We start from the raw sequence: 25,454 nt of genomic DNA on the forward strand, positions 1-25,454 counted from the left end.
AGGTTAGCCTACAGGGCATGCAGGACGTCGAGGAGTTCCGGGCGGAGGTCCGCGGTTGGCTCGCCGACAACCTGGTCGGCGAATTCGCAGCTCTCAAGGGTCTGGGCGGACCGGGGCGCGAGCACGAGGCATTCGAAGAGCGCCGGGCGTGGAACCAGCATCTCGCCAGGGCCGGTCTGACCTGCCTGGGCTGGCCCGTCGAGCACGGCGGCCGTGGGCTGTCGACCGCGCACCGGGTGGCGTTCTACGAGGAGTACGCCAAAGCCGACGCGCCGGACAAGGTCAACCACTTCGGCGAGGAGCTGCTCGGCCCGACGCTGATCGCCTTCGGGACGCCGGAGCAGCAACAGCGGTTCCTGCCAAAAATCCTCGACGTCACCGAGCTGTGGTGTCAGGGCTATTCCGAGCCGGGCGCCGGCAGCGACCTGGCGAACGTGTCCACCACCGCCGAGCTGGACGGCGACCAGTGGGTGATCAACGGCCAGAAGGTGTGGACGTCGCTGGCGCACTGGGCGCAGTGGTGCTTCGTGGTCGCTCGCACCCAGAAGGGCTCCAAGCGGCATGCCGGCCTGTCCTACCTGCTGGTGCCGCTGGATCAGCCCGGGGTGCAGGTGCGCCCGATCATCCAGCTGACCGGAGACTCGGAGTTCAACGAGGTGTTTTTCGACGACGCCCGCACCGACGCCACTCTGGTGGTCGGCGAACCCGGCGACGGCTGGCGGGTTGCGATGGGCACGCTGACCTTCGAGCGCGGCGTGTCGACGCTCGGGCAGCAGATCCGCTATGCCCGTGAGCTTTCCAACCTCGCCGACGTGGCGCGGCGCAACGGCGCCGCCGACGACCCCTTCATCCGCGAGCGGCTGACCCGCGCGTGGACCGGGTTGCGCGCGATGCGCAGCTACGCGCTGGCCACCTTGGAAGGACGAGCCGTCGAGGGCCAGGACAACGTGTCGAAGTTGTTGTGGGCCAACTGGCATCGCGCGCTGGGGGAGCTGGCGATGGACGTGGTCGGCAAGGCGGGGCTGACCCTGTCCAACGGCGAATTCGACCAATGGCAGCGGCTGTTCCTGTTCACCCGCGCCGACACCATCTACGGCGGATCCAACGAGATCCAGCGCAACATCATCGCCGAGCGGGTGCTCGGCCTGCCCCGGGAGGTAAAGGGATGAGCCTGTCCGAAGCTCCGAAAGAGGTTGCCGGGCATGGGCTTTTGCAGGGCAAGGTCGTCGTCGTCACCGCGGCCGCGGGCACCGGAATCGGCTCGGCGACCGCCAAGCGCGCGCTGGCCGAGGGTGCCGATGTGGTGGTGTCCGACCACCACGAACGCCGGCTGGGGGAGACGGCCGAGGAGCTGTCCGCGCTGGGGTTGGGCCGCGTCGAGGGCGTGCTGTGTGACGTGACGTCCACCGCGCAGGTGGACGCGCTGATCGCGTCCACCACCGCCCGGATGGGCCGGCTCGACGTGCTGGTTAACAACGCCGGCCTGGGCGGCCAGACCCCGGTGGTGGACATGACCGACGACGAGTGGGACCGCGTCCTGGACGTGACCCTGTCGTCGGTGTTCCGGGCCACCCGGGCGGCGCTGCGGTACTTCCGCGAGGCCGCGCACGGCGGCGTGATCGTCAACAACGCAAGCGTTTTGGGCTGGCGGGCGCAGCACTCGCAGTCGCACTACGCCGCCGCCAAGGCGGGCGTGATGGCGTTAACCCGTTGCAGCGCAATGGAAGCAGTCGAATACGGGGTGCGCATCAACGCGGTGTCGCCGAGCATCGCCCGCCACAAATTCCTCGACAAGACCACCTCGGCCGACCTGCTCGACCGGCTGTCCGCCGGGGAGGCGTTCGGGCGGGCCGCCGAGCCGTGGGAGGTCGCGGCCACCGTCGCCTTCCTGGCCAGCGACTATTCCAGCTACCTCACCGGCGAGGTCATCTCGGTGTCCAGCCAGCACCCCTGAGTGGACGGGTTGGCCAAGCAAGCGCTTGGTTGATATGCTGGCCCGGTGGATCGAGTGGCAGGTCAGGCGAACAGTCGCCGCGCCGAGTTGTTGGACCTCGCCGCGACGATGTTCGCCGAGCGCGGCCTGCGCGCCACCACGGTGCGCGACATCGCCGACAGCGCCGGCATCCTCTCTGGCAGCCTGTATCACCACTTCTCGTCCAAAGAGGAGATGGTCGACGAGCTGCTGCGCAGCTTCCTGGACTGGTTGTTCGCCCGGTACCGCGAGATCGTGGACAGCGAGGCCAATCCGCTCGAGCGGCTCAAGGGGCTGTTCATGGCCTCGTTCGAGGCGATCGAACATCGGCACGCGCAGGTCGTCATCTATCAGGACGAGGCCCAACGGTTGTTGTCACAGCCCCGGTTCTCCTACATCGAGGACATGAACCGACAGCAACGCAAAATGTGGGTCGAGGTGATCAACCAGGGCATCGACGAGGGCTACTTCCAGCCCGACCTCAACGTCGACCTCGTCTACCGTTTCATTCGTGACACCACCTGGGTGTCGGTGCGCTGGTATCAACCCGGCGGACCGCTCACCGCTCAGCAGGTGGGTCAGCAATACCTCGCCATCGTTCTTGGTGGAATTACCAAAGAAGGAGTCTGACAATGGCTCGTGTCGGCGACGATGCAGAACGAAGTGAGGAGGAGCGACACAATGGCTGACGCGTACGTCATCGACGCTGTACGCACCGCGGTCGGCAAGCGCGGCGGCACGCTGTCCGGGGTACACCCCGTGGACCTCGGCGCGCTGGGATGGCGCGGATTGCTCGACCGCGTCGACGTCGACCCCGCCGCCGTCGAGGACGTGATCGCCGGCTGCGTCGACGCCATCGGCGCGCAGGCGGGCAACATCGCCCGGCTCTCCTGGCTGGCCGCGGGTTATCCCGAGGAGGTTCCCGGCGTTACGGTGGACCGGCAGTGCGGCTCCAGCCAGCAAGCGATTTCCTTTGCGGCGCAGGCGATCATGGCGGGTACCGCCGACCTGATCGTGGCCGGCGGCGTGCAGAACATGAGTCAGATCCCGATCTCGTCGGCCATGACGGTCGGCGAGCAGTTCGGGTTCACCTCGCCGACCAACGAGTCCAAGCAGTGGTTGCACCGGTACGGCGACCAGGAGATCTCCCAGTTCCGCGGCTCGGAGCTGATCGCCGAGAAGTGGAACCTGTCGCGCGAGGAGATGGAGCGGTACGCGCTGACCAGCCATGAGCGCGCGTTCGCCGCGATCCGCGCCGGTCACTTCGACAACGAAATCATCACCGTTGAAACGGAATCGGGGCCGTTCCGGGTCGATGAGGGCCCCCGCGAGTCGTCGCTGGAGAAGATGGCCGGCCTTAAGACGCTCGTCGAGGGCGGCCGGTTGACGGCGGCGATGGCCAGCCAGATCTCCGACGGGGCCAGCGCGGTGCTGCTGGCTTCCGAGCAGGCGGTCAAGGACCACAACCTGACGCCGCGGGCCCGCATCCACCACATCAGTGCCCGCGCCGCAGACCCGGTGTTCATGTTGACCGGGCCCATCCCGGCCACCCGCTACGCACTGGAAAAGACTGGCCTCTCCATCGACGACATCGACACCGTCGAGATCAACGAGGCGTTCGCGCCGGTGGTTTTGGCCTGGCTCAAGGAGATCAAGGCCGACCCGGAAAAGGTCAACCCCAACGGCGGTGCGATCGCGCTCGGTCACCCGCTGGGCGCCACCGGCGCCAAGCTGTTCGCCACCATGCTCAACGAACTCGAGCGCGTCGGTGGCCGCTATGGCCTGCAGACGATGTGTGAGGGCGGGGGCACCGCGAACGTCACCATCATCGAGCGGCTGTAATTTCCCGCACTGCCCATCGCGACACTGAAACGACGCACGCGACACGCCGATTCGGGTGTGCATAGTTTCAGTCTCGGCGCGGCGGCTACGGCGTCGCGAGCACCAGCGCGATACCGCCGAGGGCCAGCAGCCAGCTGGTGAAGCTGCCCACCAGGAAATACTCGGTGACCTCGTCGATGCCGACGTCGCCGTTGCTGTTCTTCTGGGCGCTCAACTCCGGAAACCGGATGATGCCCTTGGCGGCGATGACGGCGCTGGCCGCGGCCACCTGTCCGCCGACGCCCAGGCTCAGGATCAGCAGGCGTTCCATGGGACCCAGCAGCCGTCCGCCCTTGAGCCGGTCGGACGGCTGGGGCTCGCCCAGCGGACGTACGGCCCCCACCGCCCGAAGTATCAGGCGCACAAGCTGATTCGCGGTGGTGAACTGCACCAGTACCACGCCGACGACCATCAGCAGCCGCGTCGGGGTGATGTGGTTGAGAGGCAGCTGCGCCCAGCCCGACCACCGGCCGACGAGGCCATGGACCGCCGAAGACCACCCGGACAACACGATCAATAGCGTCAGCGCGGCCACGAACACGGCCAGGGGCGCGGCCTGCCGCCCGCCCCGCAGCTCGCTGCGCCGACACAACCACGCCCAGTCGACCGACGCCGCGGCCGCGATCACGAGGAGCGCGATGTCCCCGGCAAGCCACAGCTTCGCCAGCGCCGCGCACACCACCACGACGAGTGGGCCGATCGCCAGCGCGGGCCACGCCGCGCGCACCGCGTGCCGGCACAGGTCGGCGACGCCGAGCGCTATCAGCAGGACCGCCACGGCGCTCACGGCAGGCTCCGAAGGTACTGGCTGGCAAGAACTATCAGGTCCAGGCCGTCGCGGGCCGCCCGCTGGGACACCGCCGACGGACTGATGCCTTCGCCCGCGGCAAGCTCCTTTTTGGTCCGGCCGGTCATCAAGCCCTCCAGAATCCGCAACGATCTTTCATCCAGCGATCCAAGCAGATGGTCCCGACAAATCAGGGCCGCGTTGACGGCGGCGACGTCGGCACGGGTGCCCTCGGCCGCCGCAAACGTCGTGCGGATCAGGGCGAGGCCGGGCTGGCGCTGTGCCCGGGCGGTCTGCTGGATCGCCTCGCGCCCGGCCCACCAGCCGGGGCCGTCCTGGATTCGCGTCTCGGGGTCGAGGATGGTGACCTGTCCCCAGCCGATGCCGAACCGGACATCGATTTCGGGGCCGACGGCCAGCCGGAGCCTGAGGGCGGCGTCGATCGCGGCCCCGACGGTCGGATAGCTGCCTTGGAATTCGTCGCCGACGGTGAAGGCCGGCGGGTCCAGCGCGTCCGGGCCGACCTGGCGCAACGCAGCGGCGACGCGCCGATGCAGGGCGGCGCGGTCGCTGGCCCGCCGTGAGCCCACCACGTCGCCGATCAGCGTCGCGCACGGTGAAGTTTGAGCCTTCACATTGGTCATATGAATACTATAGCTTCATATAGTCGATATTTATGTTAATGCTTAATTCGGGCGCACCCGGGCGCGACGCTGCTCAGTTCGCCGGCTGGTCTGTCAGCCTGAGGTAGCCCTCTATGCCGACCCGTTCGAAGGTGCGTCGTCGGGGAGCCGACAGCAGGGGCAGGGCCTGGGCCGCGTCGATGATCTCGGGGTGCCCCACCTCGTACCGCTCACCCTGGGACAAGATGGTCGCTCGCCCCGCGGCGCGGACGTTCTGCAACCAATCCACGTCGGTGCCGTAGGGCAGCGGGATGACGAAGCCGTCATCGATGCGCTCGGCGACGACCGGTGTGGTGTACACCTTGCCCGACCGCCGTCCGGTGTGCTCGATCGCCGCCGCATACCAGTTTTTGCGGCCGGCCAGCCGCAGCATGAGCGGGTTGAGCAGGTATCGGTTCGAGGTGCGAACCGCGTTCAAAAGCGGAGCGGGCCAGGTTCCCGGTGCCAACGTCATCATTCATCCAGGGTGACGCCGCGTCACGGGCCACGACCAGAGTCCTTAGTCCACTGCTGACGGTTCCTCGACGAGCGCGGACGCGGCCTTCAGGTGCGCGATCGCATCACGCACGACCGAGTCGATCAGCTCGGCGCACGACGGCAGGTCCTCGAGGATGCCGGCCACCTGGCCGGAGGCGAGCACCCCGGCCTCGGTGTTGCCTTCGACCAGTCCGGCCTTCAGCAGCATCGGGGTGTTGGCCGCCATCACCACCTGGGACCAGGTCAGCTCCTTGCCGTGGCGCATTGCCAGGCCGTCGCGGATCATCGACCGCCAGGTCATCTGTGACATGTGCTTGAACTTCGCCGCATTACGCACGGCCGCGGTGAGGCCCCTTACCGGCGAACCGCTTTCGAGCCTCTCGACCAGACCGGTGCGCAGCACCCGGTGCGGCATGCCGTCGACGCGCGTGGTGACCACCGTGCCGTCAAGGGCCGCCTCCAAATAGCGCCGCTTGACCCCGTCGGGCACGGACGAGTCGGAGGTCAGCAGGAAGCGTGTGCCCATCGCCACGCCGGCGGCCCCGTAACTCAGCGCGGCCGCGAGCCCGCGCCCGTCGAAGAAGCCCCCCGCCGCGATCACCGGGATCCCGGTGCCCTGCACGGCATCCAGCACCGACGGCAACAGCAGCGTCGTGGCCACGGGTCCGGTGTGTCCACCACCCTCGCCGCCCTGCACGATCATCGCGTCGGCACCCCAGGCCGCGACCTTCTTTGCGTGCTTGGCGGCGCCGATCGACGGAATCACCACCGCGCCGGCCTCTTTCAGCCGCGCGATCAGCTCTTGCTTGGGTGCCAGGGCGAAGGACGCCACCTTCACACCCTCCCGGATCATCAGGTCGACGCGGTCGCCGGCATCGGCGGCGTCGGCGCGGATGTTCACCCCGAACGGCTTGTCGGTGGCCGCCTTGACCTTGCCGATGGCCGTCGCCAATTCGTCCAGCGTCATGGTGGCCGATGCCAGGATGCCCAACCCGCCCGCGTTGGCCGTGGCGGCCACCAGGTGCGCGCCGGCCACCCACCCCATCCCGGTCTGCACCACCGGGTGCTCGACGCCGACCAGCTCGGTCAGCGGCGTGCGCAGCTTCATCGCCGCCGCCGACGATGCAGTGGGGGTACCCCCAGCCGCGCAGCGGCGAGGGGGTCAAAGCGATGCAGTGGGGGCACCACCCGCTTGCGGGGGAGAGGCGGAATAAGCATCAACGTATTTCCCTGTCGCGCAGCGACTTCGGATCGATAGCCGTCCGGATCAGCCGGAGCTCCTCATCCGTCGGCAGCCGGGTCTCGCCGGCCTCGTCCACGCCATGCACCTCGAACGACGTGGCCTCGCGGACGTCCTCGGGGGATACACCGGGATGCAGGGAGACCGCGTGCATGGTGTGGTCCGGGCCGCCGAAGTCGAACACTCCGAGGTTGGACACGACCCGGTGGGTGTTGGCGAAGCGGAACGCCGGGTTGTCGGGGTCCACCTTGTCCCAGCCGATGCCGCAGACCACGTCGACCGCCTCGCAGAACACCCGCTTCGAATGGTTGCCCACCCAATAACTGGTTGCGTGGTTGATCGCATTGCCGGGCGCGCCCCGCAGGCCGAACATCTGGCGGGTCGGGTGCTGCAGCGGACCGAACGCCGAGATGTTCTGATTGCCGAAGCGGTCAACCTGATTGGCGCCCATCACCACGTGCCGCCTACCCCAGGCCAGCGTCTCGAACACCCGTCCGAACGGCATCCAGCCCTCGACGGGTCCCGTTTTGCCCAGGGCGGGGGTGTCCGCCAGCAATTGCGCCTCGCCGTCGGTCAGCACGATGTCCGGTGAAAACGTCAATCGCGCCAGCCGCGCGCCCACCGATGCCATGTTCGTCATCGGGCTGACCATGATTTCGCCTGCGTCCCTGAAGAGTTCGGCGCACGCGACGGCGCACACTTCGGCGCGGGTGGTGCTCACTTGGCCGCCTCCTCTGCGAATGCGCGAACCGCCGCCCGGTAGTCGTCCTCGCTGCCCGACAGGTAGGTCTGAACGAAGGTCCGCCAGCCCTCTTCGGTGGAGGCGGCCTCGGCGTAATGCCGCTGGAATTTCTCGTCGCGACCGTAATCCGGTGCGGCGGTGGTGAAGTGGGCGCCGCCAGGCGCTTCCACCACGGAGTCGACCATCATCCGGTTCACCAACAGCGCCTGCGGGGGAACGGCCTTCACCAGCTCCTCGGTGGGGATGACGCGCTCCACCGACAGGAAGCGCCTGTCGGCGGCCATCAGGAACAGGTCGTCGAAGTAGGGATCGATTCCGGTGTACGCCGCATTGCCGCGGCTGTCACCGAGATTGAGGTGCACGAAGGCCGCGTCCAGGCGCAGCGCCGGCATGGCGATCAGCGTCTCGTGCCCGCCTTCGGGGGCGGGGTACGGGCTGGTCACCGTCTGCAACTCGCCTTCCCAAAAGTCGGGGACCGAGCTGCCGAGCCCGGCGCGGATGGGCAGGAACGGCAGGCGTTGCGCGGCGGCTTGCAGGCCGCAGCGCAGCATGCCCTCGTCCATTTCGCGGGCCTCGATGGCGCCGCTGGTGCGGGCCTTGGCGAACCAGGGGTCGTAGAACGGCGGGGAGTCCAGGGAGACAAAGCCGTAGTAGACGCGCTTGACCTTGCCGGCCGAGCACAGCAACCCCAGGTCGGGTCCGCCATAGGTGACCACCGTGAGGTCCGTGACGTCGGAGCGCAGCATCGCGCGCACGAACGCCATCGGCTTGCGGCGCGAGCCCCAGCCGCCGATGCCGATCGTCATGCCGCTGCGCAGCTGCGCGACGGCGTCGTCCAAAGTCGTTCTCTTGTCGGTCACTTGTCCTTGCCCTTCGCCGTACCGGCGAACGCGTCGCGGTGCTCGTCGGCGACGCCGGCCAGGTTGAGCTCGAACGTAAACCCTTGTTCCATGCGGTAACTGGAGTTGACCCGCTGCACGTCGATCAGGTTGAGCGCCTCCTTGGCCGCGCGGATGACCCGGGTGTCCTTGGCGGCGATGTCGCGGGCCACCCGCAAGGCGGCCTCGTCCAGCTGATCGCGCGGCACCACCTGGTGCACCGAACCGAAGTGCTGCAGGGTGGCGGCGTCCACGGTGGCGGCGGTGAAGAACAGCCGTCGCATCATGTGCTGCGGAACCAGCCGCGACAGGTGGGTGGCCGCGCCGAGTGCTCCGCGCTCCACCTCCGGCAAACCGAAGGTGGCGTCCTCGGAGGCCACGATGACGTCGGAGTTGCCGACCAGGCCGATCCCGCCGCCGACGCAGAAGCCGTTCACGGCGGCGACGACGGGGACCGCGCACTCATAGACGGCGCGAAAAGCGGCAAAACAACCGCGGTTGGCGTCGATGAGCGCGGTGAATCCCTCGGTGCGCTGCATCTCCTTGATGTCGACCCCGGCGTTGAAGCCGCGGCCCTCGGCCCGCAGGATGACCACGTGGGTCTCGGGGTCGTGGCCGGCGGCCGTGACGGCGTCGGCCAGTTCGAACCAGCCGCGGGACGGGATGGCGTTGACCGGGGGAAAGTCGACGGTGACCGCGACGATGCCCGGTTCGGTGGTCTTGGATGTGATGGGCAAGGTGCCACTTCCTTGTGGGGTAACTACCTAAGCAAGCACTTGCTTGGTACGCTAGCACAGTGACTCGCGCCGAAGCACCCGACGCCGTGAACTTGGGGCTGGCCGGGCGGGTGGTTCTGGTCACCGGCGGGGTCCGCGGAGTGGGCGCCGGCATCAGCTCGGTGTTCGCCGGGCAGGGCGCAACCGTCATCACCTGCGCGCGGCGGGCCGTCGAGGGCCTGCCCTATGAGTTCCATTCCTGCGACGTCCGCGACGACGACGCCGTGCAGGCGCTCATCGACGCCATCGTCGACAAGCACGGCCGGCTCGACGTCGTGGTCAACAATGCGGGCGGTTCGCCGTACGTGCTGACCGCGGCGTCCAGCGCGAAGTTCAACCGCAAGATCATCGAACTCAACCTCATTGGCGCGCTCTCGGTTTCGCAACACGCGAACGACAAGATGCAGCAGCAGGACCGCGGTGGGTCGATCATCAACATCTGCAGTCTGTCCGGTCGACGTCCGTCGCCCGGTACCGGCGCCTACGGGGCGGCCAAGGCCGGGCTGGAAAGCCTCACGCAGACCCTGGCGGTGGAATGGGGGCCGAAGGTCCGGGTGAACGCGTGCGTGGTCGGCATGGTCGAGACCGAGCAATCCGAGCTGTTCTACGGTGACGCCGAGTCCATCGCCGCCATCTCGAAGAACGTGCCGCTGGGCCGACTTGCGAAGCCCGATGACATCGGCTGGGCCGCAGCGTTTCTGGCGTCGGATGCGGCGTCCTACATCAGTGGCGCCTCGCTCGAAGTGCACGGCGGCGGCGAGCCGCCGCACTATCTGGCCGCAACGAACGCCAGCGCGATCAAGTAGAGGAGACACGAAGAATGGGAGTGGTGGACGGCCGCGTCGTCATAGTCACGGGAGCGGGCGGCGGTATCGGTCGCGCGCATGCGCTGGCTTTCGCGGCCGAAGGTGCGCGCGTGGTGGTCAACGACATCGGCGTCGGCCTGGACGGTTCGCCGGCCGGTGGCGGCAGCGCCGCCCAGGGCGTGGTCGACGAAATCACCGCCGCCGGTGGGGAAGCGGTCGCCAACGGATCCAACGTCGCCGACTGGAACGAGGCGTCCGCCCTGATCCACACCGCGGTCGACCATTTCGGCGGGCTGGATGTTCTGGTCAACAACGCCGGCATCGTCCGCGACAGGATGATGGCCAACACCAGCGAGGAGGAGTTCGACGCCGTCATCGCCGTGCACCTCAAGGGCCACTTCGCCACGATGCGGCACGCCGCGTCGTACTGGCGGGGACTGTCCAAAGAGGGCAAGACGGTCGACGCGCGAATCATCAACACCAGTTCGGCTGCCGGCCTGCAGGGCAGCATCGGACAGGGCAATTACAGCGCGGCCAAGGCCGGCATCGCGGCGATGACGCTGGTCGCCGCCGTGGAGATGGGCCGCTACGGCGTCACCGTCAACGCCATCGCGCCGTCGGCCCGCACCCGCATGACCGAGACGGTCTTCGCCGAGATGATGGCAACGCAGGACCAGGATTTCGATGCCATGGCGCCCGAGAACGTCTCGCCGCTGGTGGTGTGGCTGGGCAGCGCCGAATCCCGCGACGTCACCGGGAAGGTGTTCGAGGTCGAGGGCGGCAAAATTCGGGTCGCGGAGGGTTGGGCGCACGGGCCGCAGATCGACAAGGGCGCGCGGTGGGACCCCGCGGAATTGGGACCCGTGGTCGCCGACCTGCTGGCCAAGGCGCGTCCGCCGGTCCCGGTCTACGGTGCCTGAGTCACCTATCGGACAACCGGATGCGGGGGCAAGCAGCACAGGCGACATCCGTCGAGTGGCTTTGAGCTGAGGCGGTTTTCGGCGGGCACGCACCGGGGAGTCATGCTGGAATCAGCTTGAGTGGCAGGGCTTGGTGGCGGCGGATGATGTTGTTGATCGCCCATTTCGGGGTGCCGGTGACCTCGATGCGGTCGACGCGTTCAATCAGCGCGCGCAGCATGGCTGTCGTTTCCAATCGCGCCAGCCCTTGGCCGGCGCAGGCATGCGCTCCCTGTCCAAAGCCGATTTGACGGGTGGCGTCGCGGCGGATGTCGAAGACCTCGGGTTCCTCCCACTCGCGTTCGTCTCGGTTGGCCGAGGCGTACATCACGAGGACGCGAGCACCGGGTGGCATCGCCGCGCCGGAAATGTCGGCCTGTCGGCCCACCCAGCGCGCGAACGCACGAAGCGGTGGCTCGTACCGGATCACCTCATTGACGGCGTTCGCCATGAGGGCCGGGTCCTCTTTGAGGAGTCGCCATTGCTCGGGATGGCTGGCGAACAAATGCAACGCGTTGGAGATGGCGCTCATGGTCGTGTCTATCGACGGTGCGAGATAGTCGACCATCAGTGGTGGGCATTCGCGATGCGACAGCTTTCCTTCGTCGGCGGCAATCAGAAGCTCGTGTGCCATGCTGCCCTCGAGAACGGCGCGCTGGCGAACCACCCGGCGCGCGAACCGCAGCATTTGCAGCGCTCGGGGCATCGATTTAATCGCTTGCCAGTTCAGCGGACCGAGCACATCGAAAGTGGCCCCGCCCCACTCGATCAGGCGATCACGGTGATCCCGCGGCCAACCGATGAGGTCAGGTACCACCGCCAGCGGTAGGGCGGCCGCCAGGTCATTCACCCCATCGACCGTGCCCTGGACTAGCGCTGCGTCGACGACCGCGGCGGCGGTAGCGTCCACGCTGTCGCTGATCGCGCGTAGCACGCGCGGCAACAGCCGGTGCGCGACCAATTTACGACGTTGATCGTGCTCGTCGCCGTCGCTATTCAGGGTCGTGCCTCGCGACAAGCGGTTGGTGATCGGGTTCAGGGAGACACCCCTGCCCGACGCGAACGTCTTGTCGTCCCGCAGGGTGGCCTTGCAGTCGGCGTAGCGGGGGAGCGCGTAAGCCTTCTGCTTGGCCAGCCAGACCACTGGCCCCAGCTCCCGCAGGCGCTTGTAGTGCGGGTATGGATCCAGGATTGCGTCGGTGGAGTAGATGTCTAGCGTGTATGCCGGGACACCGGCCGACCTGCGACGCATCGGATCTCCTCACCGGGCGCTGCCGGGGGACACGGCAACAGCGTATTTCTGACGAAATCGTCACACACGACGAGATGGTCAGTCAAGCCCGGTGCGGACTCGCTCATGCTGAGTCGTGGCCGCCGAACAAGCCCGGCACGGTCACCTTCCAGCGTCGCGCCGGTCGAGGGTCGCAGTGGTCCGCGGCCGGTCCGACTTGCGTCCGGTGGTCGTCAGCAGCCCGGCGGGAAAGCGCACCAGTTTCACGCCGATCCGGCCGTCGGTTGGGCGGTACACCCAGATGTGGATGCGCGCGAAGAAATCCAGCAGCAGCCCGATCGGGCGGGAGTTGCGGATCCACTTTCCCGTCTCGCCCAGGATGATCCCGGGGCCCAGGGGCGGGGAAACGTCAGGGATCGCAGATGACGATGGGGATGACGCGGTCCGTCCACGACCGGTAGTCGCCGAACGACGGGTACATGGCATCGAGCTTCGGCCAGTACTCCGCGCGCTCGGCCTCGGTGGCGTCACGGGCCTGCAGCTGCAGCACCTCGTCCTTGATCTGAACGGAAACTGCTGGATTGGCCTTGAGGTTGAGGTACCACAGCGGGTTCTTGTCGCTACCGCCCTTCGACGCGACCAGGACCACCCGGTTTCCCTCGCGCAGGTATAACAGCGGGCTGACCCGCGGTTCACCGCTCTTGCGGCCGGTCGTGGTGAGCAGCGCGACGGGCGCGTTGCCGAAGGTGCCGCCCAATTTCCCGTTGCTGCGTCGGTAGATCCACGTGTTGCCCTTGGCCATCCATTTGATGATGAAACCGACCCAGGGCGCGTTCAAAGAGCGTGGCTTCGGTTTGGGCATCATGCTCCTCTGGTCTGGCCGGCGCCTCCGCACCCGCTCTGGCGGGATGCGTCGTTACCGCCGCTGCTGGATGAACGGTCGGAAGCGAACCTCGATGTGATGGATTTCGGCCTTGCCGCTTGAGCTTTCGGCTGGAATCACGAACGTCTCGTCGACTCGTGCGGCCAGCCGGCGGGCGCCCAACGCCGCCTTGGTCAGCACGGTGTACACCGCGTGCACCCGGTCCCCGTCGATCCGGTAGTCCGGCGGTGTCGTGTCCGCGAGAAATCGGTACTGCGGACCGCGGTTCATGCTACGGCGCAAGTGGTTTCCGGAGAAGCCGTTCTTGATCCCCTGCTCGACGCGTGTGCACCGGGCGGCGAACGGAACGGAGTCGCCGTCATGGCTGACGAGCGCGTCGATGTAGGACTGTGCCGCGGCGATGCGGCTCTCTTCGCAGACGAGCACCGAGAGGCTAGATGCGTTCGATGATGGTGCCGGTCGACAGGGCACCGCCCGCACACATGGTGATCAGCGCGGTGCTCTGGTCGGTGCGCTCCAGCTCGTGCAGCGCGGTGGTGATCAGCCGGCTGCCGGTGCTGCCGACCGGGTGGCCCAACGCGATCGCCCCGCCGTTGACGTTCACCTTGTCCATGTCGGGGTTGTGCACCCGCGCCCAGGACAGCACGACCGAGGCGAACGCCTCGTTGATCTCGGTGATGTCGATGTCACCCATCTTCATGCCGGCCTTCTCCAGCACCTTGGCGGTGGACTGCACGGGGCCGTCGAGGTGGTAGTAGGGCTCGGCGCCGACCAGCGCCTGACTGACGATCCGCGCCCGCGGCCGCAGCCCGAGCGCCTTGGCCTTGTCTTCGTCCATCCACAGCACGGCCGCGGCCCCGTCGGAAATCTGCGACGACGTTCCCGCCGTGTGGATGCCGCCCTCGAGGACCGGCTTCAGGGAGCTCAGCCCGGAAAGGGTGGTCTCGCGCAGGCCCTGGTCACGGGAGATGGTGACCCGTTCGGACGTCGGTTGCTTGTTCTCGTCCAGGGCCGGCGCCTCGATCGGGGAGATCTCGCGATCGAACCGGCCCTCCTCCCACGCCTGCTTCGCCTTGGCCTGGGACTGGTAGCCGAACTCGTCGATGTCGTCGCGGGTGATGCCTCGCCGCTTGGCGATTCGCTCGGCCGCGGTGAACTGGTCGGGCAGGTCGATGTCCCACGACGCGGGGCGCAGGATGCTGCGGTCGGGGCCGGCGTTGGCGCCGAGTCCGACGCGGCTCATGGCCTCGATTCCGCAGGCGATGCCGATGTCGATGGCGCCCGCCGCGATCAGGCCGGCGACCAGGCCGTTGGCCTGCTGGCCGCTGCCACACTGGCAGTCCACGGTCATCGCCCCAACGTGGTCCGGCAACCCGGCGACCAACCAGCTGACCCGGCTGATGTTGTTGGACTGCTCGCCGAATTGCGTCACGCAGCCGCCGATGACCTGTTCGACTTGACCGGCTTCAAAGCCGGAATTGCTGCCGGCCTTCTCAACCAGTGCCTTCTGCACCGCCCCGAGCAGCTCCGTGGCGTGCAGCCCTGACAGCCATCCGTTGCGCTTGCCGATCGGGCTGCGGGTGGCTTCGACGATTACCGGGTTACCCATTCCGTCAGGCTAGAACACGTTTCATTACTCTGACAAGCGAGGATGGTGACCTGCCTTTTATCTGCCTAGGAGCCGTGTTTTACTGGCACTAGAACACGTTGCAATTGAGGAGCGCATCACATCATGGCACCCCCCAACATTCCCGCTGACTTCGACTTTCTCGACCCAGACGTCAACCTCGCCGGGCTGCCCGTCGCGGAACTCGCCGAGTTGCGCAAGGCGGAGCCCATCCACTGGGTCGACATTCCCAATGGTGCGGGTGGGTTCGAGGACCACGGATATTGGCTCGTCACCAAGCACGCCGACGTCAAGGAGGTGTCCAAGCGCAGCGACATCTTCTCGAGCTGGATGAACGGCGCCATCCCCACGTGGCCGCCGGAGATGAAGCGCGAGCAGGTCGAGCTGCAGCGCAGCGTCATGCTCAACATGGACGCACCCCACCACACCCGGCTGCGCAAGATCATCTCGCGCGGGTTCACGCCCCGGGCCATCGGACGGCTGGAAGCCGAGTTGGCCCAGCGCGCCCAGAACATTGCCAAGACGGCGGCAAACGAGGGTAGCGGCGACTTCGTCGAGCAGGTCTCGTGCGAGCTGCCGTTGCAGGCCATCGCGGGCCTGCTCGGTGTTCCCCAGGAGGATCGCGACAAGCTGTTCCGCTGGTCCAACGAGATGACCGGTGGCACCGACCCCGAGTACGCCGACGTCGATCCCGCGCAGTCGTCGATGGAACTGATCACCTACGCCATGGCGATGGCCGCGGAGCGGAACAAAAACCCCACCGACGACATCGTCACCACCCTCGTCCAGGCCGACATCGACGGCGAGAAGCTCTCCGACGACGAGTTCGGTTTCTTCGTGGTGATGCTGGCGGTGGCGGGCAACGAGACCACCCGCAACTCGATCACCCATGGCATGATCGCGATGGCCAACAACCCGGATCAATGGGAGCTCTTCAAGAGGGAGCGCCCGTCGACCGCGGCCGACGAGATCATCCGGTGGGCCACCCCGGTCTCGGCGTTCCAGCGGACCGCCAACGAGGACACCGAGTTGGCCGGCGTGCGAATCAAGAAGGGGCAGCGGGTGGTGATGTCCTACCGGTCGGCCAACTTCGACGAAGAGGTCTTCGAGGACCCGCACACCTTCAACATCCTGCGCGACCCTAATCCGCATGTCGGCTTCGGCGGGACCGGCGCCCACTACTGCATCGGCGCGAACCTGGCCCGCATGACCATCAACCTGATCTTCAACGCGGTCGCCGATCACATGCCGGACCTCAAGCCGATCGGCGAGCCCGAGCGGCTGCGGTCGGGCTGGCTCAACGGCATCAAGCATTGGCAGGTGGACTACACCGGCAAGGCCGCGGTGACGTCCTGATGGACTTCAATCTCACTGCGACGCAACAAGCCGTCGCGGATGTCGTGTCGTCGGTTCTGGACCGGGACTTCGGCTCGGCGACAATGCGGGCCGGTAACCGGCCCGAGGAGGAGCCGGGCCAATTGGGGCCGATTTGGGACGCTCTGGTCAGCGGCGGCGTGACGGCGCTGCCGGTGCCCGAACGCCTCGGCGGCGACGGTGTGGGCCTGCCCGAGGTCGCCACAGTGCTCACCGAGATCGGCCGCCACGGCGCCATCACGCCGGCGCTGGCCACGCTCGGTTACGGCGTGATGCCGCTGCTTGACCTGGCGTCCGACCAACAGCAGGATCGCTTCCTGGCCGGCTTGATCAACGGAGCCAAAGGCGGGGTACTGACCGCCGCGCTCAACGAGCCGGGTACCGCGTTGCCCGATCGGCCGTCGACCACCTTCGCCAATGGCCGGCTGTCGGGAACCAAAGTTGCTGTGCCGTATGCCGAATCGGCCGACTGGGTCGTCGTGACCGCCGACAACGCCGTGGTGGTGGTGTCACCGAAGGCCGACGGCGTGGCGCTGGTCAAGACGCCGACATCGAACGGTGCGGACGAGTACACCGTCACGTTCGCCGACGTCGCCGTCGGCGACTCCGACGTGCTGGCCGGCGCCCAGGCGCATCGGGTCAACCAGCTCGCGTTGGCGGCCGTCGGCGCCTACGCCGACGGGCTGGTGGCCGGGGCGCTGCGCCTGACCGCGGATTACGTGGCCAACCGCAAGCAGTTCGGCAAGCCGCTGTCCACGTTTCAGACGGTGGCCGCGCAGCTCGCCGAGGTCTACATCGCCTCGCGCACCATCGATCTGGCGGCCAAGTCGGTGGTGTGGCGGCTGTCCGAGGGACGGGACGCCGATAGCGACCTCGACGTCCTCGGATATTGGATCACCTCGCAGGCGCCGCCGGTCATGCAGACCTGCCATCATCTACACGGCGGCATGGGGATGGACATCACCTACCCGATGCACCGGTACTACTCCACGATCAAGGACCTGTCCAGGCTGCTGGGCGGTTCTTCTCATCGGCTCGACTTGGTGGGAGCGCAATGTTCATAGACCTCACTCCTGAGCAGCGCCAGCTGCAAGCGGAGCTGCGGGAGTACTTTTCGAACCTGATCTCGTCCGACGAGATGAAGGCGATGGAGCAGGACCGGCACAACGAGGCCTACCGCGCGGTGATCCGGCGGATGGGCCGCGACGGCAAGCTCGGGGTGGGGTGGCCAAAGGAGTTCGGCGGCTTGGGCTTCGGCCCCATCGAGCAGTCGATCTTCGTCAACGAGGCGCATCGGGCCGACGTTCCGCTACCCGCGGTCACGCTGCAGACCGTCGGTCCGACGCTGCAGCAGTTCGGCAGCGAGGCGCAGAAGAAGAAGTTCCTGCCGGCGATCCTGGCGGGCGAGGTCCATTTCGCGATCGGCTACACGGAGCCCGAGGCGGGCACCGACCTGGCGTCGTTGCGGACCACCGCGGTGCGCCAGGGCGACGAGTACATCGTCAACGGCCAGAAGGTCTTCACCACCGGGGCGCACGACGCCGACTACATCTGGCTGGCCTGCCGCACCGACCCGGAAGCCGTGAAGCACAAGGGCATCTCGATCCTGATCGTCGACACCAAGGATCCCGGCTACTCCTGGACGCCGATCATCCTGTCCGACGGCGCCCACCACACCAACGCCACCTATTACAACGACGTGCGGGTGCCGGCCGACATGCTGGTCGGCGAGGAGAACGGCGGGTGGCGGTTGATCACCACCCAGCTCAACAACGAGCGGGTCATGCTCGGCCCCGCGGGCCGCACCGCCGGCATCTACGATCGGTTGCACGCCTGGGCGTCCAAGCCGGGCAGCGACGGGATCACCCCGATCGACCACCAAGACGTGAAGCGGGCGCTCGGCGAGATCCACGCCATGTGGCGGATCAACGAGCTGCTTAACTGGCAGGTCGCCGCCGCCGGTGAAGACATCAACATGGCGGATGCGGCGGCGACGAAAGTCTTTGGCACCGAGCGTATCCAATACATCGGTCGGCTCGCGGAGGAGATCGTCGGCAAGTACGGCAACCCCGCCGACTCCGACACCGCCGAACTGCTCAACTGGCTGGATTCACAAACCAAGCGCAACCTGGTCATCACCTTCGGTGGGGGCGTCAACGAAGTCATGCGAGAAATGATCGCGGCGGCGGGCCTCAAAGTGCCGAGGGTGCCCCGATGACCGACATCGACGAAGCCGTCGCGGAGATCAAGGCGGCCGGTGGCCCCAAGCCGCGCGCCGGCCGCGACCCGGTGAACCAGCCGATGGTCAACAACTGGGTGGAGGCCATCGGCGACCGCAATCCCATCTACGTCGACGAGGCCGCGGCCCGGGCCGCCGGTCATCCGGGAATCGTGGCCCCGCCGGCCATGATTCAGGTCTGGACCATGTTCGGCCTGGGTGGGGAGCGTCCGAAGGACGACCCGATGGGCCCCATCATGGAGCTGTTCGACAACGCCGGCTACATCGGCGTCGTCGCCACCAACTGCGAACAGACCTATCACCGTTACCTGAGGCCCGGCGAGCAGGTCAGCATCACCTCGGAGATGGGTGACGTGATCGGGCCCAAGCAGACCGGTTTGGGCGAGGGCTACTTCATCAACCAACACACCATCTGGCGGGTGGGCGACGAGGACGTCGCCGAGATGGACTGGCGCATGCTGAAATTCAAGCCTCGGGAGGCCGCGTCCGGGCCCGCGGTGCCCGAGGACCTGGATCCCGATGCCATGATGCGCCCCGCGTCTTCGCGGGACACTGCCTTCTTCTGGGAAGGCGTCAGGGCGCACGAGCTGCGGATCCAGCGGCGGCCCGACGGTACCCTGCAGCACCCGCCGGTGCCCGCGGTGTGGCAGGACAAAGCAGCGCCGATCGACTACGTCGTGGCCAGCGGCCGCGGTGAGGTGTTCAGCTTCGTCGTGCACCACGCCCCGAAGGTGCCCGGCCGCGCACTGCCCTTCGTCATTGCCCTGGTCGAGCTCGAGGAGGGCGTGCGGATGCTGGGCGAGCTGCGGGGCGCGGACCCGGCCGAGGTGAGGATCGGAATGCCCGTGCGCGCAACGTATATCGACTTCCCTGCCAGTGACACCGGCCCGGAGTGGACCCTCTACGCCTGGGAGCCCCGGGCATGAGCGCGCCGGCCATCGAAGTGGGTACCACGCTGCCCGAGCTCAAGATCTACGGCGACCCCACGTTCATCATCTCGACCGCCATCGCCACCCGCGACTTCCAAGATGTCCACCACGACCGTGACTTGGCGCAGGCCAAAGGGTCGAAGGACATCTTCGTCAACATCCTCACCGACACCGGTCTGGTGCAGCGCTACGTCACCGACTGGGCCGGCCCGTCGGCGCTGATCAAGTCCATCGGGTTGCGGCTCGGGGTGCCGTGGTACGCGTATGACACCGTCACCTTCTCCGGCGAGGTGACCGCCGTACAGGCCGGTCTGATCACCGTGAAGGTGTTCGGCCGCAACAGCCTTGGCGATCACGTCATCGCGACCGTGACGTTGACGATGGGAGACGCTTAGATGTTGGCGGGCAAGGCTGCGATCGTCGGCATCGGCGCCACCGACTTCTCGAAGGACTCTGGTCGAAGCGAATTGCGTCTGGCGGCCGAGGCCGTGCTGGACGCTTTGGACGACGCCGGCCTTTCGCCGTCGGACGTCGACGGGCTCACCACCTTCACGATGGACACCAACAAGGAGATCGCCGTCGCGCGGGCCGCCGGCATCGGCGAGCTGAAGTTCTTTGCCCAGACCCATTATGGCGGCGGTGCCGCGTGCGGGACCGTTCAGCATGCCGCGATGGCCGTCGCGACGGGGGTGGCCGACGTTGTCGTCGCATACCGGGCGTTCAACGAGCGGTCGGGCATGCGGTTCGGTCAGGTGCAGACCCGGCTGGCGGGAGACGCCCGCGCGCAGGCGGATTCGACGGCGGCCGACAATTCGTTCTCCTACCCGCACGGCCTGTCCACACCGGCCGCCCAGGTCGCCATGATCGCGCGGCGCTACATGCACCTGTCCGGTGCGACCAGTCGCGACTTCGGCGTCATCTCGGTGGCCGACCGCAAGCACGCCGCCAAGAACCCTAATGCGTACTTCTACGAGAAGCCGATAACCATTGAGGACCACCAGAATTCGCGGTGGATCGCCGAGCCGCTGCGGCTGCTGGACTGCTGCCAGGAGACCGACGGCGCGGTGGCGATCGTGGTGACCTCACCTGAGCGCGCCCGAGACCTCAAGCAGCGGCCGGCCGTCATCGAGGCCGCGTCACAGGGTTCGAGCCCGGACCAGTACACGATGGTCAGCTACTACCGACCGGAACTGGGCCTACCCGAGATGGGTGTGGTGGGGCAGCAGCTGTGGCAGCAGTCCGGTCTTTCGCCGTCGGACATCCAGACCGCCATCCTTTACGACCACTTCACCCCCTTCACGCTGATTCAGTTGGAGGAGTTGGGATTCTGCGGCAAGGGCGAGGCCAAGGACTTCATCGCCGACGGCGCGATCGAGGTCGGTGGCCGGCTGCCCATCAACACGCACGGTGGCCAGCTCGGCGAGGCCTATATCCACGGCATGAACGGCATCGCCGAGGGTGTGCGGCAATTGCGTGGGACCTCGGTTAACCCGGTCCCGGATGTCGAGCACGTCCTCGTCACCGCGGGAACCGGCGTGCCCACGTCGGGCCTCATCCTCGGTTAGCGCTCGCTACGTCCTCCTCTCTGCGCCGAGTGCCCGGCTGGTCGGGCACTCAGCAGCTGCGGCCCGGCCAGCCGGGCACTCGACAGCTGAAGTGACGTCGGTGGTTCGGCATGCGACGCTGCGCCGATGGGTGAGCCATTTGTCGGGAGTGAAGCCGTTGCCTGCGGACTGCTGACCAAAAGTCATTTGGAAACGCGCTATGTTCGGCTGTTCCGGGGCGTCTACATCGATCGTGATGCTGAGCTCACCGCGGTAGTACGCGCGAAGGCTGGATGGTTGTGGACCGGCCGGCGGGGCGTTGTCGCGGGCTTCTCGGCGGCTGCGCTGCACGGGAGCAAATGGGTCGACGATCGAAGACCTGTGGAGCTGATCCACGACAACCACCATTTCGCGCCCGGGATACAGCTGCATAGGGAAACCGTCGGCGCGGATGAGGTCGAATCAATCGACGGCGTTGCGGTGACATCACCGACCAGGACAGCGCTGGACCTCGGGTGCTGGTACCCGTCGATGACCGCTGTGGCGGGTATCGACGCGTTGGCGGGTGCGACAGAAATCAAGGCGGCTGACATCGAGCTGCTAGCCCGTAGATACGCGGGACGCCGAGGCATCGCACGAGCACGGCGAGCAGCCGAACTATTCGATGCGGGGGCGCAGTCGCCAAAGGAGTCTTGGCTTCGGGTTCTGTTGATCGAGGCCGACCTGCCGCGGCCCCAGACACAGATTCCGGTACTTGACGAGTTCGGCAGCGTGTTCGCTTATCTGGATATGGGTTGGGAAGACGTCAAAGTCGCTGTGGAGTACGACGGTGAGCAGCACCGCAACGATCGCCGCCAATACGCCTGGGATGTCCGGCGATTGGAAACGCTTCAGCGGCTGGGTTGGATCGTAGTAAGGGTGGTCGCCGGCGATCGTCCCGGTGACATCATCCGCAGGGTGCGCGGCGCGCGTGCTCGTCGCATGCCCGGCGAGCCGGGCATGCGAGGCCTACGGCCCGGCTAGCCGGGCGCTCGGCGAGAAGCCGAACGACCCTAGGCCGGGACCAGCTCGACGCCGGCCACGAAACGGCCACCTTCTTTCCACACGTTGACGCGCAGGGTCTCGCCGGGGAACGCCACGCCGGCGAAGCGGGCGCCGTAGGCGGCGACCGCGCCGGCATCGCCGTCCAGCAGCGTGTCGACGATGGCTTTGCACGTCATGCCGTATGTGCACAGACCGTGCAGAATGGGCTGCGAAAAGCCTGCGGCCGCAGCGAATTCCGGGTCGGAGTGCAGCGGGTTTCGGTCGCCGCACAGCCGGTAGAGCAGCGCCTGCTGCGGCAGGATGGGCACCGCGATCTCAACATCGGGCGCCCGCTCGGGCGCGGCGTCCGAGGTCGAAGGCCCACGCTCGCCGCCAAATCCGCCCTCACCGCGCGCGAAGATCGATCGCCGCTGCGTCCACAGCAGCGTGCCGTCGGGCGCGCTGACGGTCGTCTCGCTCCAGATCACCGCGGCCTTGCCCTTGTCCCAGATGTCGGTGAACCGGGTGACGGCGCGGGCCGAACCCGACGGTGGCAGCGGGCCGGGCACCTCCACCCGCTCGCTGGCGTGCAGTACCTTGCCCAGCTCGATGTCGATGCCGGGGAATTGCACGGTCGGCGGCTTGGTCATGTGAAAGGACGCCGCCACGTTGCCGAACGTCGGCAGCACCTGCGGGGTGTCGTCAACCAGGTAGCGCAGTTCGCGCGGATCCACCGGGTCCTTGCCGGCGCCCAACGCCAAGTGGTAGAGCTGCACATCGCTGCTCGTCCACGAGAAGTCGATGGGCTCCAGCTCGGCGGCCAGCGCGACGTCCACATCGATGGGCATCAGCGTTCCCCCGCAATGTGCAGAGCGGCCAGGTAGCCGAAAGTCATCGCCGGGCCGATGGTTCCGCCCGGGCCCGGATAAGTGTGGCCCATCACCGGCGCGCTGACATTTCCTGCGGCGTAAAGGCCTTCGATGATCGAGCCGTCGTCGCGCAGCGCACGTCCGTGGACGTCGGTGCGGACGCCGCCCTTGGTGCCCAGGTCACCGGGCACCATCTTGGCGGCGTAGTACGGCGCGCGGGCGAGCTCGCCCAGGTTGGGGTTCGGCTTATTGGTCGGGTCACCGTAGTAGCGGTCGTACGCGCTCTCGCCGCGGTGGAAGTCCTCGTCGACGCCGGAGCGGGCGAAGCCGTTGAAGCGCGCCACCGTCGCGGTGAAGTCGGCAACCGGAAGGCTGGCCTTCTGCGCCAGCTCCTCGAGCGTGTCGGCGGAGATGATGACCCCCGACTCCAGCCACTTGCGGGGAATGCGTTGTCCCGGCTGTAATCCCGCGAAGATATAGCGGTCACGGTATTGCTGGTCGAACACCAGCCACGCCGGAATGTTCTCGCCCGGCCCGGGGCCCTGGCCGAATTCGCCGCCGTACATGTGGTGGCAGGCCTCGACATAGGGCATCGACTCGTTCATGAACCGCTTGCCCGACATGTTGACGATGATCGATCCCGGCGAATTGCGCTCCGACAACGCGAACCATGGCGCGCCCACCAGCGGCACCGTCGGGCCCCACCAGGCGTCTTCCATCAATTCGAGTGCCGCGCCGAGCTTTTCGGCGGCGACGATGCCGTCGCCGGTGTTGGCCTTGGCCCCGACGGTCCACTCGGTGGTGATCGGCGCGCGCTGATACTTCACCCGCATCTGCTCATTGTGCTCGAAACCGCCCGATGCCAGGATCACCCCGCGCCGGGCCCGGATCAGCCGCGGTTCGGACGATTCCGACGCTGTGGTGTCGCGCACATAAACGCCGCGCACCACGCCGTCCTCGACGTACAGGTCGGTCAGCGCGGTGTTGAGCAACACCGGGACGCCAGCCTGCTGCAACCCGATCCGCAGCGGGCCGATCAGCGCCCGGCCCATGCCGACGAGGTTCTTACCGGTCGCCTTCGCCCACATGGTGCGCGCGCCCACCTTCAGGCTGCGCAGCACGCCCCGCGGGTGCCGCTTCAGCTGGTTCAGTCGCACGTAGTCCTGTTGCATGACAACGACGTTGAGTGGCACTTTGCCGTATGCCGGCTCGAGGCCGGCCATGTCGGCGCCGAGCTTGCGTGCGTCGAACGGCTTCGGCTCGATCGAACGTCCTTCGGCGCGGCCGCCCGGCGCCTCCGGGTAGTAGTCGGAGTACCGCGGAACCCAGCACATCTTCAGCGGGGTGTGCTTCAGCACGAACGAGAGCATCTCGGGTCCACGCTGGAGGTAGGTGTCGATGCGTTCCGGGTCGACGACGTTGCCGACGATGCTGTGCAGGTAGGTCCGGGCCGCCTCGGGGTCGTCCCGCACCCCGGCGCGCTTGAGCACTTCGTTATTGGGAATCCAGACGCCTCCACCGGATCGGGCGGTGGAGCCACCGAAGTGCGCAGCCTTCTCGATGACTACTGCGGAAAGGCCCCGGTGAGCGGCGGTAAGGGCAGCCACCATGCCGGCTCCGCCGCTGCCGACCACGACGACGTCGAGCTCCTGTGCTGTCATGTAGAACACGTTATAGAATTGCCGGGGCCGGGCGCTACTGGGCCGGTCACACGAACGAGGGGACTTCTGCAGATGCTCAGTGTTGCGACACGAGATGAGCTTGCTGCCGACTTGGCGCAGGCTGAGCGGAGCCGCTCACCGATCGCTCCGCTGACCGCCGTTCACCCGGAGATCGACGTCGTCGACGCCTACGAGATCCAGCTGATCAACATCCGCCAGCGGGTAGCCGAGGGAGCGCGCGTGCTGGGCCACAAGGTGGGCCTGTCGTCGAAGGCGATCCAGCAGATGATGGGGGTCGACGAGCCGGACTACGGGCATTTGCTCGACGAGATGCAATTGTCCGAAGACACCCCGGTGCAGGCGAGCCACTACCTGTGGCCGCGGGTCGAGGTCGAGGTCGGTTTCATCCTCAACGCCGACCTGCCGGGAGCCGACTGCACCGAGGACGACGTGCTGGCCGCCACCGAGGCGCTGGTGCCGTCGATCGAGTTGATCGACACCCGGATCACCGACTGGAAAATCGAGTTGTGCGACACCATCGCCGACAACGCCTCGTCGGCGGGCTTCGTGCTGGGGAAGGCGCGCATCTCCCCGAACGACGTCGACGTCAAAGGGATCGATGCGGTGCTGAGCTGCAACGGTGAGGTCGTCGCCAAGGGTCGCACCGACGCGGTGCTGGGCAACCCCGTCACCGCGGTGGCCTGGCTGGCCCGCAAGGTGGACGGCTTCGGCGTGCGGTTACGCAAGGGCGACCTGGTCCTCCCGGGGTCGTGCACGCGCGCCATCGACGCGCACGCCGGCGACGAGTTCGTGGCCGACTTCACCGGCCTGGGCGCTGTCCATCTATCGTTCGAATAGCTCGAATTAAATCGT

General features: G+C 67.2%; 28 protein-coding genes. 14 read left to right on the top strand and 14 right to left on the bottom strand.

Translation table 11 applies throughout. The features are described from left to right. Positions 1–17: 17 nt before the first annotated feature. Genes ipdE1 through fadA6 form a run of 4 tightly spaced genes read left to right on the top strand, consistent with a single transcriptional unit; the run spans position 18 to position 3,814 of the window. Positions 18–1,169, top strand: coding sequence for an acyl-CoA dehydrogenase IpdE1 (ipdE1, locus tag A5695_RS26365; protein ID WP_068089639.1), 1,152 nt, complete (start codon positions 18–20; stop codon positions 1,167–1,169). Beyond that, positions 1,166–1,954, top strand: coding sequence for a (5R,7aS)-5-hydroxy-7a-methyl-1-oxo-2,3,5,6,7,7a-hexahydro-1H-indene-carboxyl-CoA reductase (ipdF, locus tag A5695_RS26370; protein WP_068089642.1), 789 nt, complete (start codon positions 1,166–1,168; stop codon positions 1,952–1,954). The genes ipdE1 and ipdF overlap by 4 nt, the downstream gene beginning before the upstream one ends. Positions 1,955–1,999: 45 nt before the next feature. Then, positions 2,000–2,602, top strand: coding sequence for a TetR family transcriptional regulator KstR2 (gene kstR2 / locus A5695_RS26375; protein ID WP_156749866.1), 603 nt, complete (start codon positions 2,000–2,002; stop codon positions 2,600–2,602). A 51-nt stretch (positions 2,603–2,653) separates the two neighbouring features. Continuing rightward, positions 2,654–3,814, top strand: a complete 1,161-nt coding sequence (gene fadA6 / locus A5695_RS26380) for a steroid 3-ketoacyl-CoA thiolase FadA6 (RefSeq protein ID WP_068089647.1) — start codon at positions 2,654–2,656, stop codon at positions 3,812–3,814. 85 nt (positions 3,815–3,899) lie between these two features. Here fadA6 and A5695_RS26385 read toward each other — a convergent pair whose 3' ends face one another. From A5695_RS26385 to echA20, 7 genes are all read right to left on the bottom strand, one after another. Then, the gene (locus A5695_RS26385; RefSeq protein WP_068089649.1) at positions 3,900–4,640 is read right to left on the bottom strand and encodes a hypothetical protein; all 741 of its coding nucleotides are present in this window, start codon (positions 4,638–4,640) and stop codon (positions 3,900–3,902) included. Beyond that, complete coding sequence (locus tag A5695_RS26390; protein ID WP_068089652.1) at positions 4,637–5,284, bottom strand: SatD family protein; 648 nt, start codon at positions 5,282–5,284, stop codon at positions 4,637–4,639. The genes A5695_RS26385 and A5695_RS26390 overlap by 4 nt, the downstream gene beginning before the upstream one ends. A gap of 73 nt (positions 5,285–5,357) precedes the next feature. Next, positions 5,358–5,780 (bottom strand): nitroreductase family deazaflavin-dependent oxidoreductase, encoded by a 423-nt coding sequence (locus A5695_RS26395; protein WP_082946321.1) that lies wholly within the window; start codon positions 5,778–5,780, stop codon positions 5,358–5,360. A gap of 42 nt (positions 5,781–5,822) precedes the next feature. After that, positions 5,823–6,908 carry a (3aS,4S,5R,7aS)-5-hydroxy-7a-methyl-1-oxo-octahydro-1H-indene-4-carboxyl-CoA dehydrogenase gene (gene ipdC, locus A5695_RS26400; protein WP_068089655.1) on the bottom strand — a complete coding sequence of 362 codons (1,086 nt, stop codon included), beginning with the start codon at positions 6,906–6,908 and terminating at the stop codon, positions 5,823–5,825. 109 nt (positions 6,909–7,017) lie between these two features. Further along, the gene (gene ipdB, locus A5695_RS26405; protein ID WP_068089658.1) at positions 7,018–7,761 is read right to left on the bottom strand and encodes a cholesterol ring-cleaving hydrolase subunit IpdB; all 744 of its coding nucleotides are present in this window, start codon (positions 7,759–7,761) and stop codon (positions 7,018–7,020) included. Then, complete coding sequence (gene ipdA, locus A5695_RS26410) at positions 7,758–8,642, bottom strand: cholesterol ring-cleaving hydrolase subunit IpdA (protein ID WP_068089661.1); 885 nt, start codon at positions 8,640–8,642, stop codon at positions 7,758–7,760. Before ipdA ends, ipdB begins: the two co-directional genes overlap by 4 nt. Further along, positions 8,639–9,397 (bottom strand): (7aS)-7a-methyl-1,5-dioxo-2,3,5,6,7,7a-hexahydro-1H-indene-carboxyl-CoA hydrolase, encoded by a 759-nt coding sequence (echA20, locus tag A5695_RS26415; protein ID WP_068089664.1) that lies wholly within the window; start codon positions 9,395–9,397, stop codon positions 8,639–8,641. The genes ipdA and echA20 overlap by 4 nt, the downstream gene beginning before the upstream one ends. 59 nt (positions 9,398–9,456) lie before the next feature. Between echA20 and A5695_RS26420 the strand changes: the two genes are divergently transcribed. Both A5695_RS26420 and A5695_RS26425 read left to right on the top strand, forming a co-directional pair. Next, positions 9,457–10,242 (top strand): SDR family oxidoreductase, encoded by a 786-nt coding sequence (locus tag A5695_RS26420; RefSeq protein WP_197515628.1) that lies wholly within the window; start codon positions 9,457–9,459, stop codon positions 10,240–10,242. A 14-nt stretch (positions 10,243–10,256) separates the two neighbouring features. Continuing rightward, positions 10,257–11,162, top strand: a complete 906-nt coding sequence (locus A5695_RS26425) for an SDR family oxidoreductase (RefSeq protein ID WP_068089670.1) — start codon at positions 10,257–10,259, stop codon at positions 11,160–11,162. A gap of 100 nt (positions 11,163–11,262) precedes the next feature. Here A5695_RS26425 and A5695_RS26430 read toward each other — a convergent pair whose 3' ends face one another. From A5695_RS26430 to A5695_RS26450, 5 genes are all read right to left on the bottom strand, one after another. Beyond that, entirely contained in the window at positions 11,263–12,453 is a 1,191-nt protein-coding gene (locus A5695_RS26430) for a cytochrome P450 (protein ID WP_068089672.1), read from the bottom strand. A gap of 141 nt (positions 12,454–12,594) precedes the next feature. Beyond that, positions 12,595–12,918, bottom strand: a complete 324-nt coding sequence (locus A5695_RS26435) for a nitroreductase/quinone reductase family protein (RefSeq protein WP_231974990.1) — start codon at positions 12,916–12,918, stop codon at positions 12,595–12,597. Continuing rightward, a complete protein-coding gene (locus A5695_RS26440) occupies positions 12,842–13,294 on the bottom strand; it encodes a nitroreductase family deazaflavin-dependent oxidoreductase (RefSeq protein ID WP_068089805.1) in 453 nt (150 codons plus the stop codon). Before A5695_RS26440 ends, A5695_RS26435 begins: the two co-directional genes overlap by 77 nt. Before the next feature lie 54 nt (positions 13,295–13,348). Continuing rightward, a complete protein-coding gene (locus A5695_RS26445) occupies positions 13,349–13,741 on the bottom strand; it encodes a hypothetical protein (protein ID WP_068089674.1) in 393 nt (130 codons plus the stop codon). A gap of 7 nt (positions 13,742–13,748) precedes the next feature. Beyond that, positions 13,749–14,924, bottom strand: coding sequence for a steroid 3-ketoacyl-CoA thiolase (locus A5695_RS26450; protein ID WP_068089676.1), 1,176 nt, complete (start codon positions 14,922–14,924; stop codon positions 13,749–13,751). 123 nt (positions 14,925–15,047) lie between these two features. Here A5695_RS26450 and A5695_RS26455 point away from each other — a divergent pair, with 123 nt between their 5' ends. From A5695_RS26455 to A5695_RS26485, 7 genes are all read left to right on the top strand, one after another. Continuing rightward, on the top strand, positions 15,048–16,298 hold the full coding sequence (locus A5695_RS26455) for a cytochrome P450 (protein ID WP_068089678.1): 1,251 nt from the start codon (positions 15,048–15,050) through the stop codon (positions 16,296–16,298). Further along, a complete protein-coding gene (locus A5695_RS26460) occupies positions 16,298–17,380 on the top strand; it encodes an acyl-CoA dehydrogenase family protein (protein WP_068089680.1) in 1,083 nt (360 codons plus the stop codon). The genes A5695_RS26455 and A5695_RS26460 overlap by 1 nt, the downstream gene beginning before the upstream one ends. Next, positions 17,371–18,534 carry an acyl-CoA dehydrogenase FadE29 gene (fadE29, locus tag A5695_RS26465; protein WP_068089682.1) on the top strand — a complete coding sequence of 388 codons (1,164 nt, stop codon included), beginning with the start codon at positions 17,371–17,373 and terminating at the stop codon, positions 18,532–18,534. The genes A5695_RS26460 and fadE29 overlap by 10 nt, the downstream gene beginning before the upstream one ends. Next, on the top strand, positions 18,531–19,481 hold the full coding sequence (locus A5695_RS26470; protein ID WP_068089684.1) for a bifunctional MaoC family dehydratase N-terminal/OB-fold nucleic acid binding domain-containing protein: 951 nt from the start codon (positions 18,531–18,533) through the stop codon (positions 19,479–19,481). The genes fadE29 and A5695_RS26470 overlap by 4 nt, the downstream gene beginning before the upstream one ends. Then, entirely contained in the window at positions 19,478–19,879 is a 402-nt protein-coding gene (locus A5695_RS26475; protein ID WP_068089807.1) for a MaoC family dehydratase, read from the top strand. Before A5695_RS26470 ends, A5695_RS26475 begins: the two co-directional genes overlap by 4 nt. Continuing rightward, a complete protein-coding gene (locus A5695_RS26480) occupies positions 19,880–21,049 on the top strand; it encodes a lipid-transfer protein (RefSeq protein ID WP_068089686.1) in 1,170 nt (389 codons plus the stop codon). A 126-nt stretch (positions 21,050–21,175) separates the two neighbouring features. Beyond that, on the top strand, positions 21,176–22,051 hold the full coding sequence (locus tag A5695_RS26485; protein WP_068089689.1) for a DUF559 domain-containing protein: 876 nt from the start codon (positions 21,176–21,178) through the stop codon (positions 22,049–22,051). A 29-nt stretch (positions 22,052–22,080) separates the two neighbouring features. Here the strand turns inward: A5695_RS26485 and A5695_RS26490 are convergent, their stop codons facing one another. Together A5695_RS26490 and kstD are read right to left on the bottom strand one after the other, a co-directional pair. Then, positions 22,081–22,899, bottom strand: coding sequence for a MaoC/PaaZ C-terminal domain-containing protein (locus tag A5695_RS26490; protein WP_068089691.1), 819 nt, complete (start codon positions 22,897–22,899; stop codon positions 22,081–22,083). Further along, entirely contained in the window at positions 22,899–24,581 is a 1,683-nt protein-coding gene (gene kstD / locus A5695_RS26495) for a 3-oxosteroid 1-dehydrogenase (RefSeq protein WP_068089809.1), read from the bottom strand. The genes A5695_RS26490 and kstD overlap by 1 nt, the downstream gene beginning before the upstream one ends. Before the next feature lie 72 nt (positions 24,582–24,653). Here kstD and A5695_RS26500 point away from each other — a divergent pair, with 72 nt between their 5' ends. Further along, entirely contained in the window at positions 24,654–25,439 is a 786-nt protein-coding gene (locus A5695_RS26500; RefSeq protein ID WP_068089694.1) for a 2-keto-4-pentenoate hydratase, read from the top strand. Positions 25,440–25,454 lie beyond the last annotated feature (15 nt).

The sequence above is a fragment of the Mycobacterium sp. E1747 genome, from assembly GCF_001667775.1.
GTDB lineage: Bacteria > Actinomycetota > Actinomycetes > Mycobacteriales > Mycobacteriaceae > Mycobacterium.